This window comes from Streptomyces sp. NPDC017943, assembly GCF_044328425.1.
GTDB lineage: Bacteria > Actinomycetota > Actinomycetes > Streptomycetales > Streptomycetaceae > Streptomyces > Streptomyces djakartensis_A.
The window spans coordinates 1-9834 of sequence record NZ_JBIRHH010000036.1 but is presented as its reverse complement, the minus strand read 5'-3'; the positions used below and the strand labels follow the sequence as shown (position 1 = coordinate 9834).

Annotated in this window: 4 protein-coding genes and 6 pseudogenes; 4 read left to right on the top strand and 6 right to left on the bottom strand. The window is 64.1% G+C overall.

What is annotated here, in order from left to right; translation table 11 throughout:
- From ACH4C6_RS35255 to ACH4C6_RS35245, 3 genes and pseudogenes are all read right to left on the bottom strand, one after another.
- Positions 1 to 129 (bottom strand): annotated as a pseudogene (locus ACH4C6_RS35255) (IS5/IS1182 family transposase); the annotation flags it as partial.
- A gap of 350 nt (positions 130 to 479) precedes the next feature.
- Entirely contained in the window at positions 480 to 812 is a 333-nt protein-coding gene (locus ACH4C6_RS35250; RefSeq protein ID WP_366900849.1) for an Lsr2 family protein, read from the bottom strand.
- Positions 813 to 1732: 920 nt separating this feature from the next.
- A pseudogene (locus ACH4C6_RS35245) lies at positions 1733 to 1834 on the bottom strand (IS5/IS1182 family transposase); the annotation flags it as partial.
- A 1415-nt stretch (positions 1835 to 3249) separates the two neighbouring features.
- On the opposite strand from ACH4C6_RS35245, the pseudogene ACH4C6_RS35240 reads away from it, so the two are divergent.
- Positions 3250 to 3609 (top strand): annotated as a pseudogene (locus tag ACH4C6_RS35240) (IS630 family transposase); the annotation flags it as partial.
- 22 nt (positions 3610 to 3631) lie between these two features.
- Here ACH4C6_RS35240 and ACH4C6_RS35235 read toward each other — a convergent pair.
- Positions 3632 to 4344, bottom strand: a pseudogene (locus tag ACH4C6_RS35235) (IS5 family transposase); the annotation flags it as partial.
- A 102-nt stretch (positions 4345 to 4446) separates the two neighbouring features.
- Here ACH4C6_RS35235 and ACH4C6_RS35230 point away from each other — a divergent pair.
- Complete coding sequence (locus ACH4C6_RS35230; protein WP_398112699.1) at positions 4447 to 5268, top strand: IS5 family transposase; 822 nt, start codon at positions 4447 to 4449, stop codon at positions 5266 to 5268.
- A gap of 50 nt (positions 5269 to 5318) precedes the next feature.
- Positions 5319 to 5910 (top strand): annotated as a pseudogene (locus ACH4C6_RS35225) (transposase); the annotation flags it as partial.
- Between the two features lie 37 nt (positions 5911 to 5947).
- Here ACH4C6_RS35225 and ACH4C6_RS35220 read toward each other — a convergent pair.
- Positions 5948 to 7525 (bottom strand): ISL3 family transposase, encoded by a 1578-nt coding sequence (locus ACH4C6_RS35220; protein ID WP_398112698.1) that lies wholly within the window; start codon positions 7523 to 7525, stop codon positions 5948 to 5950.
- 83 nt (positions 7526 to 7608) lie between these two features.
- Here ACH4C6_RS35220 and ACH4C6_RS35215 point away from each other — a divergent pair.
- Positions 7609 to 8316, top strand: a pseudogene (locus ACH4C6_RS35215) (IS256 family transposase); the annotation flags it as partial.
- Between the two features lie 144 nt (positions 8317 to 8460).
- Here the strand turns inward: ACH4C6_RS35215 and ACH4C6_RS35210 are convergent.
- A partial coding sequence (locus ACH4C6_RS35210; RefSeq protein ID WP_398112697.1) for a hypothetical protein occupies positions 8461 to 9834 on the bottom strand: 1374 nt, incomplete at its 5' end.

Below are 9834 nucleotides of genomic sequence, written 5' to 3'. Positions count from 1 at the left end.
GAAGAGCGTCTCATCGGGGGTGTCCTGCGTTCCGCCGCCCTGTGGGCGCACCCTCGACGGCGGGATCAGCGGCTTGGCGATCTCCCACAGTCCGTTCGGAACAATCCAACTCCACGTACCCCGCCCCATACCGTGGTCAACGACGCCTCACCACGTAGGACACGGTCTAAGTCCTTCAGGACCTTCTGAGGTACTGGACCGGTGCCTGCACCAACCGCGGACGGCCTTCACCCAACCCGCGAAGACGCCGCAAACGGCCCAGAACCTAACGAAGCACTATCATGCCGAAGACCGGGAGTGATCGACGAGCCGCCCCGTTAGACCTAATTCGCTTAAGTGAGTCCCGTACCGCTGGGCGTGCGTCCCAGGCCGATTGCAACGGAGGCCTGGCCTGCGCTTCGCCGTAGGCGGAGCCAGCGACAACCGGTACCCTCCGGGCTCGTCCACTCGTCCCGCACCTGGAGGAAGATTGGTCTCGATCAATGAGCCTTCGCGTACGCCTCCCGGATGCTCGCAGGCACCCGTCCACGGTCGTTGACCGTATGGCCGTTGTCTCGCGCCCAGGTACGGATCTCCTCAGCGCTCGGACTATCCGTGTTCTGCTTGCTGCGCCTGGCGGAAGCTTTGGTGCGGCCAACTTTGCGGCCCCCGCTGATGAACGGGGAGAGGGCTTCGAACAATTTGTCGTAGCTTTCTGAGGCGAGATCGATCTCGTAGTTGACCCCATCCAGCGAGAATGTGTGCGTCTGCACCTCTTCCGACTCTGCCCCGGTGAGATCGTCGGTGTATACAGTCACAATTTTCTGAGCCATGACGGGATAGTACCCGACTGTGCGCGTCCGTCAACCTACGACTGCATAGCCTTGCACATCCAGAAAGACTCGTAGCCGCCTGAAATACGCATTGGTCAAGGAAGTTAGGCAACACAGCCGTCTTGTCACCGGAAGCACCAACCTCCCCTGGCCGTTCTGGTTCCTCGCAGTCACGATTCGCCCGCGATGACGAGGGCCCGTTTCCGTTGGTGCACCGGGACGGACATGGCTATCTCCGAATAAATCTCCTGGAGATACAATCGACACAGCATCGTTCGAAACGAGGAAGACCGCTCGCAATGTCTTGCACAGCTCCGGGCCAAGCGTCCGAGCCCTGACTCGGCTCAGGTACTTCAGCAGGGCCGCTCCAACGCGAGGATGGCGTGACGTCCTTCGACTCGAGTGCTGAAGGGCACGTAATGGCCTGCCGCGTGGCGGCCTTCGGTAATCGTTACCCCCCGCTCGACGATCGACTCTCTGCCCTCGAGCCCCTACTGTCCCGTAGCGAAAAGCTGGTGCTGTGTCAGACCGCACAGCTCGATCGAGGTTGTCCGTGCTCGTACTGACGGCAGGCTGGCACGTTCCAGAATGTCTGGAACGTGGCCACAGACAGGCACCCCACCAGTGGGACCATGGACTTTTACGTTCCCTACCTCGCCGATCACGATCTTAATGGGGAATACACTACGCAAGGGCGCCGACGATGCCTTCGGCAGTCACCGTGAGGCGTAGAGCCGACGCAGACAGATGATGTTGCACGCAAGTCGAAGCAAACCGTCGTGCGGGTCAGCAACGCTTTGACGCCGCGCTTCAACATCACCAGCACTACCGTGCGAGTTGTGGCCCGGGCCAGCATACTCACGTCAAGGCTTCGGGCGGGGCCGTCCTCGTGACGGCGAGTGAATATCAAGCCCGTAGACGATCAGATGGTGCTTCGAGCCGGGCCACACGCGGCCAACAGGTGAGGGGGCGACTCGGTTTCCCCTCTTCGAAACTCGGACGTGTGAGCCGTCCACGGCACAGTCGCTGCGCCGTGCGGACCTGCAGGGTCGGGAATCCGTAGCCAATCGCGCACAAAACCCGCAGCTCAGCTCATTTCGAAACGAGCAGCCACCAAGGGCAGCCGGCTGCGCATCGAGACACGCATTGCGCACAGAGCTACTCGCACACCACACCACGTGTCCCAGCACCTCGGCTCGCCCGGACCTGGCCGCCGCGTATGTTCCTCGTCACCAATGCAGCGACCAACGACCAGAAAGCGAGAAGAGAACAGTTCTTTGAACTCGACGCACCATGTAGCCTGGTGGTCGGCGTTACCACGGCAGTCGTTTCGCTCTATCAAAAGCGACTGAGAACGCTATCGCCGTAGCGGCCTGGCGTGTACATTACATGTTACGCGCTCCCTATGCTCCTTTTCCTCTGGTCCGGTTTCTGAGGTTGAGGACAAGGAATCCGGCTCCATGCTCACCCCGGCTGCGAGAGACATTGAAATGCCTTCTTCTTCGGGCAGGATCGCTGCGGTGCTGTGAGCGTGGTCGACCGACTCGTGGCCCACACTGACGCACTTGAGTGAATGGTGTGACCGTAGGCGTGCTAGCTGGCCGATGGTCGGGATCGACTCCGCAGGTGGGCATGTGTTCGCCGACATCGGCCGCACATGCTGTTCAGCCGTGTGATATAGTGGCAGCTGAGAAGCAGTGGCTGTTGAGTCTGGAACCAGGTAGTGCTTCGCCAATGCCGAACCTGCCACCACAAGTAGGCCTGCTCCAGCGGTTTTGGTCGGAACGACTTGGCTAACACCTGCCGCATATACGGCATTACCCGCCATGTTGGCCAGTCCGACCCCGGCCCGAATCCAGTTAGGGCGCTGCGCCGACTCTTCCTTTTTCCAATAGAGAGTGTAAGCTACACGCGCTTCGTCCAGTGCCTGATTGAAACCATCAAGTCCGGCCAGCCCTGCTCCTACGGCGTATACGCTTCTCCATGCTTTCGCGTTACCGCCGAAAGTTGCGCTCACCCCGTCCGCGACGGTATCAGCATGTGAGGCCACGGCCAGGTGCGCTACTCCCTTAAGAGCCGCCGACAGGTACGCTCCTGCGGCGCCAATCGACCCACGACTAACAGAATCAGTTGCCATACCCATCTACCTCAGAAGTGTTTGGGGCACTTGTACGGGTAGATAGAGTGCTTCATGACGGGTCGCTGAAACGGCAACGCCTGGCGTATTCTGAGTGAACTCTTCCCGTAGCGTGCGAGGTCGTAAAGGCGCCTCCGCTTCTCGGTACTGCCGCGGTAACCGATCCTGCGCTTCGAAGTTCAGCAGCAGCGACGACCGATCCGCAAACATGAGTTCCGAGTGACGTGAACCCCGACATCAACAACTTCCTGGCCAGTGCTGCAGCGGTGCTTGCCGTGACAAGCAGGTCGCCGCGGTAGTGAAGCGACGCAGGAGTCGGCGCCGAACAATGCCACGCACTGGTCGACACGGGCGATGGCCCAGGAGATGGGCCTGTCGCACTCGACGATGTCGCGGATGTGCAGGCTTTCGGCCTGCAGCCCCACCGCACCGAGACGTTCAAGCTATCGACGAATCCTCACTTCGTCGACAAGGTCCACGATGTGGCCGTCTGTATCTGGATCCACCGGAGCGGACGCTGATGTTCTGCGTGGACGAGAAGGCCCAGATCCAGGCGCTGGACCGTTCCCTGCGGGTGCGGCCGATGATGGCCGGCCGATGATGGCCGGGGTCCTGCAGCGGATCACCCACGACTACGTGCGCTCCGGCACCACCACCCTGCCCCCCTGGAGGTGGCGACGGGACGGCGGTAGCCGGTCAGCCAGGACATGGTGCGTTCGATGACCCACCTTCGGCGGCCGAGTCGCTCGCTGGGGTCGATGCCCTTGCGGGCGATGCGGACGCCGATGCGCTTGCCCCATAGCCATCGCCGCAGGTGAGGGACGTCGTACGCCTTGTCTGCATGGAGGCGCACGGGCTTGGAATCGGTCGCGTGGGATTCGTGTCCCATGTGGAAATGGGACAGCATCGGCGTCAGGGCGAGGCTGTCGTGGGTGTTGGCCGCGGAGAGTCCGACCCGTAGGGGCAGTCCGTTCGCGTCGGACAGGACGTGCATCCTGGAACCGGGCTTACCCCGGTCCACGGGGCTCGGACCTGCAAGTTCGCCCCCTTTTGAGCCCTCACGTGGGCTGAATCGAGGACCGCACGAGACGGGTCGACCAGGTCCTGCTCGTCCAGGAGCTGGAGGACCTTCTGATGCAGCCGTCCCCATACTCCGGCGTGAGACCAGATGGCGAAGCGGCGATGCACGGTCGACTTCGACGCTCCGAAGCACGGTGGCAACGCCCGCCAGGCGCAGCCGCTGACCAGAACGTAGATGATCGCGGCAAACACCGCCTCATCGTCGATGCTCGCGACCCCGCCGCCCTGCGGACGCACCCGCGCCGGCGGCAGCAACGGCCTTGCCAACACCCACAAGCCGTCCGGAACGATCCATCCCCACCGCCTACTCCCCATGCCCAACACAACCGTCAACTGACCACGTAGGACACGGTCTAAGACCATGTCCTACATGGTCTTAGACCGTGTCCTACGTGGTGAGGCGTCGTTGACCACGGTATGGGGCGGGGTACGTGGAGTTGGATTGTTCCGGACGGACTGTGGGAGATCGCCAAGCCGCTGATCCCGCCGTCGAGGGTGCGCCCACAGGGCGGCGGAACGCAGGACACCCCCGATGAGACGCTCTTCGCGGCCATCGTCTGCGTCCTGGTCAGCGGGTGCGCCTGGCGCCAACTGCCGCCCTGTTTCGGGATATCGACGTCGACAGCTCACCGCCGGTTCCTGATCTGGTCGAGAGCTGGTGTCTGGGGTCGCCTGCACGAGGCCGTGCTTCACCGGCTCGACGACGCCGGTCTCATCGACGTCACCCGCGTCGTCCTCGACACCGCCCACGTCAGGGCTAAAAAAAAGGGGGGCGAACACACAGGTCCAAGCCCCGTGGACCGGGGCAAGCCGGGTTCCAAGATGCACGTCCTGTCGGACGCGAACGCCCTGCCCCTTCTCGTCGGCGTCTCCGCCGGCAACACCCACGACAGCGAAGGGCTGAAGCCCATGGTCGAGGGCCACCAAACGAGACACGACCCCCACCGCGGCCGCCACTTCAAGCCCCAGCGCCTGCACGCGGACAAAGCCTACGACCGCGCCGACCTGCGGAAATGGTTACGCGGCAAACGCATCGGAGTCCGGATCGCACGCAAAGGGATCGAGTCCAGCAAACGATTGGGCCGCCGCCGCTGGGTGATCGAACGCACCATGTCGTGGCTGTCCGGCTACCGCCGACTCAGCCCACGCTACGAACGCAACCCCCGCAACTACCTCGCCTTCCTCGGCCTCGCCGCCACCATCTGCTGCTACAAACGACTCGTCCACCTCACCACGTAGGACACAGTCTAAATCGTTCGGTGTAACTCCCGATCATGGAAGATGCATCGATGACCAGTGAGAACGTGGCAGAGCAGGACGCTGTCGAGTTGGCAACGGCTGTGTCGGCGAAGGCTGTGGACGACCAGTTGATCGGCGAGTTGGTGGGCCGGGCCCAGGCCGAGGGTCTGCAGCTGACCGGCGAGGGCGGGCTGTTGCAGCGGCTGACCAAGCGGCTGCTGGAGTCCGCCCTGGAGGGCGAGATCACCGACCACCTCGGTTATGACAAGCACGATCCGGCGGGCAAGAAACAGCGGCAACTCCCGCAACGGCACACGCTCCAAGACCGTGCTGACCGACGTCGGGCCGGTGGAGATCGTCGTGCCTCGTAACCGCGACGGCTCCTTCGATCCGAAGATCGTCAAGAAGCGGCCGAATCGCCTGACCGGCGTCGACGAGATGGTCATCTCGCTGGCCGCGATGGGCCTGACCACCGGCGAGGTCCAGGCCCACCTGGCCGAGGTCTATGGCGCCGAGGTCTCCCGCCAGACCATCTCCACCATCACCGACAAGGTCCTCGAGGGCATGGCCGAATGGCAGAGCCGCCCCCTGGACTCCGTCTATCCGGTGGTCTTCATCGACGCCATCCACGTGAAGATCCGGGTTCTGTCGACGATCTTGTGATCCGAACGGTCGAGACTCACCGTGTAAGTAGGACGCGTTTGCGAAGGAGATCGAGGCTGGCCCTGCCGAACATCTGGCGTTTCAGCATCTTCAGCCGGTTGATGTTGCCCTCAACGGCGCCGGAACTGTGCGGCAGAGAGGACCCGTTGCGGACCGCGTCGAAATCGCGGCGGAGGTTGCGGGCGAAGCCCGCAAGCGGAGCCAGACTGTCCTGTTCGACGTCGTTGATCCACTCTTCGAGGTGCTCGCCGTGGCGGCCGGTCATCATCGCGGCGAACTTCCTGATGTGAAGAGTGAGCCGGTCGAGTTCGGGATCGCGCTCACGCAGCCGGTGCAGCTTGTCGGCGTCCTCGTCCCGCAGGTGCTCGGGGTGGCTCATGATCCAGGAGGTGACCTCGCGGACCGATGGAGGCTTCGGTCCCGGGGCGGGTGCGTGTCCGCGCCCGGCCCGGTAGCGCCGCAGATGCCGCTGAACAGCCAACTCGCCACCTGGATAGTCAAGTTGCTGGATCTCGCGGTAGAGCTGGGCGGCGTTCCTGACGCCCTCGTTCCAGCGCCGGTGCAGGTAGCCGACGTACGGGTCGACGACATGCGCTCGTTGGAGGCTCTTGGCCACGACATCATCTGCGGAACGGGCGTTGACCAGCTTGCGGACGGTGGCCTGGTGCAGCCCGAGCTTGCGGCCGATCGCCGCCTTCGACATCCCCTGCTGCCACAGCTCATGGGCCGCAGCGTGCTGCTCACGCAGCCGGATCACGATCTTCAGGTCCTTCACCGGCTGGACCACCTCGGGCTCCACCTCCACCTGGTCGGGGCCGGAGCCCGAGCCGGGAGACGGTTCGGCCAGGTGGGAGCGATGGGCGTTGACCGTCTTCTCGACCGCCTGGCCGAGGTTGGCCCACAGGTGGTAGCGATCCGCGACCTGTTCGGCCTGCGGCGCCCCGACCCGAGCGCCCTCTCCGTATCCGCTGGAACGGTCCCGGCAAATGACCTTCACCTCGGGGTGATCGCGGAGCCAGGCAGCCAGGTCCTCCCCGTCGCGGCCGTCGTAAAGGTGCAGCGGCCGGTGGGTGGCCATGTCGATCAACACCGTGCCGTAGTGACGGCCCCTGCGGAAGGCGAACTCGTCGACGCCGAAGATCTCCACCGTGCCGATCTCCGGCTCGGGCAGAGCCCTGACCAGCCGCAACAGCGTGTCCGTACCTATGGTGAGGCCGACCACGGACGCCAGCCTGGCTCCTGCCCGGCCGGCCAGGGCCAGCCCGATCTGCGTCAACACCTCACGCAGCAGCGGAGTGTGCCGACTGTGCGGGGCGGTCAGTCCCAAGACCTGCTCGGCGAACGTCACCGCCGAGCAGGCAGGGTTCTCGCAACGGAAGCGGCGCACACATAACTCGATCACGACACCGAGCCCGCCCACGGCGACATCACGCAGCCTGCGTACGTACCGACCGTGCACCCGGGCCGAGCTCTGACCGCACCGACAGAAACCAGTCACCGCCCGCACCCGCGCTCTCAGCACCACCTGGTCCGGCCGCCGATCGACCTCCTCGATCACCAACGCGGACAGATACGGAAACAGCTCCAGGAGCACATCACGAGGGCACGCGATGCATGATCGCGAACAGACGGAGCAACCTGCTCGACCGTCCGGATCACAAGATCGTCGACAGAGCCAAGATCCGTGAGGGACAGGTCGCCAACCGGCCCATCTATGTCGCCCTGGCCGTCACCGCCGAGGGCCGGCGCGACATTCTCGGCCTGTGGGCCGGCGGCGACGGCGGCGAGGGCGCCAAGCACTGGCTGCACATCCTCACCGAGATCAAGAACCGAGGCGTGGGCGATGTGCTGATGCTGGTCTGCGACGGTCTCAAGGGCCTGCCCGAGGCGGTGGAGGCCGTCTGGCCGCGGACCATCGTGCAGACCTGCGTGGTGCACCTGCTGCGGAACTCCTTCCGCTATGCCGCCCGCCAGGACTGGGACAAGATCGCCCGCCTCCTCAAGCCCGTCTACACGGCGCCGACCGAGGAGCCGCACTCGACAGGTTCGCCGAGTTCGCCGACGCCTGGGGCAGGGGCGGCGATCGTGAAGCTCTGGGAGAACGCGTGGGAGGAGTTCACCCCCTTCCTGTGGTTCGACACCGAGATCCGCCGCATCGTCTGCACCACGAACGCGATCGAGTCGGTGAACGCCCGCATCCGCCGCGCGGTCAAGGCCCGCGGACACTTTCCCAACGAGCAGGCCGCCTTGAAGTGCGTCTACACGGCGATCATGTCCCTCGATCCCACGGGCAAGGGCCAGGCCCGCTGGACCATGCGCTGGAAGACCGCTCTGAACGCCTTCGACATCACCTTCGACGGCCGCCTGTCGGCGGCCCGTCAGTAACCCCAACCAATACGAGTTACACCGCTCGTTTGACAGACCCGAACTCCTTGCCCGTGCGGGGCTGCGTAGTGACTGCGCGGCCCCGGGCGCTGTGGCATTGGCCATGGAGGTTGCGCCGTCGTGGCCGGCTGGGGGAGGAAACTGTTACCGGCCCAGTCCTCGGTTCGGGGTGGTGTGGGGGTTGCGGGTGAGTCCGGCACGTTGGGGTGAGGGTTGTTGGTTGGTGGGGTGGTGTGAGTGGGGGTGGGCCGTGCCGGGTGGGGTTTGGCCGGCGGCTGCCGCAACGGTGAGGGGCATGGGGTGGTGAGAGTGCGAGGTGGATACTGCGGTGTGCCGGCCGATAGGGGGCTGTGGCAGGGGGGCTGTTGTTTTGGTGCCGGGCCGGGCTGTGTTCCCGGTCGGGATCACAGCCCTGGCGCGGGTGTTGTACCGTGCCGGTGAGGGCTCCACTGCCTGGCGCGAGGGCCCGGCATCTGGTTGCACGGGTTTTTTGTCCAAGGCCCATTTGCCGTTCACCTTGACGAGGAAACGTTCCAGGTCCTTGGCCCGCAGCGCCTTGGCTTCCTCATCTGACAGAAGCGCATGCGGCTGGCCGTCTTCCGTTCTCCGCGCCGCATCGCTGAGATGCTTGCCGATGGGAACCCCACCCACCTTCACTGTCTGTGAAGGAAGACAGCGTTTTCTGTATCTGTCAGTGATGTTCTCTTCGGGCAGACCTCGTATCGCGGCCGCCCATTCTTCGGACGTGCGCTGACGGTGCCTCCGTCGCGCATCAGCACCTTCGGCGAGCACCCATCCGCCGTCCACCTGGACGAGGAATCCTCCCAGCTTCATTGCCTGCAGTGCCTCGGCCTCCTCATCTGACAGAATGGTATGCGGTTTGCCGTTTCCCTGCCTGCATGCCGCATGGTATAGACGCTGGCCGATGCAAACTCCGTGCACCAGCGTGGTGCTAGGGGGGAGGCGGTAGTTCTTGTCGCTGTCGGTTATGTCCTTTTCGAGCAGACCCCGGATTGCGGCCGCCCATTCGCCGGACGTGTGGCTGACATGAGGGCGTCGCGCATCAACACCCTCGTCGAGCACCCATCCGCGGTCCACCTTGACGAGGAAGCCTTCTAAGCCCATGGTCCGCAGCGCCTTGGCTTCCTCATCTGACAGATGCGCATACGGCTTGCCGTTCCCCCGCCTGTGCGCCGCACCGTAAAGACGCATGCCGATAGGAACTTCACCCACCATCACGTTGTTTGGGGGGAGGCGGGGGTTATCGTGCTCGTCGAAGATGTGCTCCCGGGGCAGACGCCGTATCGCATCCGCCCATTCCTCGTCTGTGCGCAAGATTCTCCGTCGCGCACCCGCACCCTCATCCAGTGTTGCTTCGGCTGGGGCTTGTGCGTGGACGTTGGCTTGTTTTTGTGCTTGGGCGGTGTGGGTGCGGAGGTCGTTGAGGTCGTGTGCGGTGAGGTTGACTCCTTGGGTGCTGGCGTAGTGGTGGACCTGGCCGTAGGTGATGTCCCAGTT

Coding starts and splice junctions, on each gene's coding strand:
- ACH4C6_RS35250 (WP_366900849.1), bottom strand. CDS start 812: ATGGCTCAGAAAATTGTGACTGTATACACCGACGATCTCACCGGGGCA.
- ACH4C6_RS35230 (WP_398112699.1), top strand. CDS start 4,447: ATGGGGCGGGGTACGTGGAGTTGGATTGTTCCGGACGGACTGTGGGAG.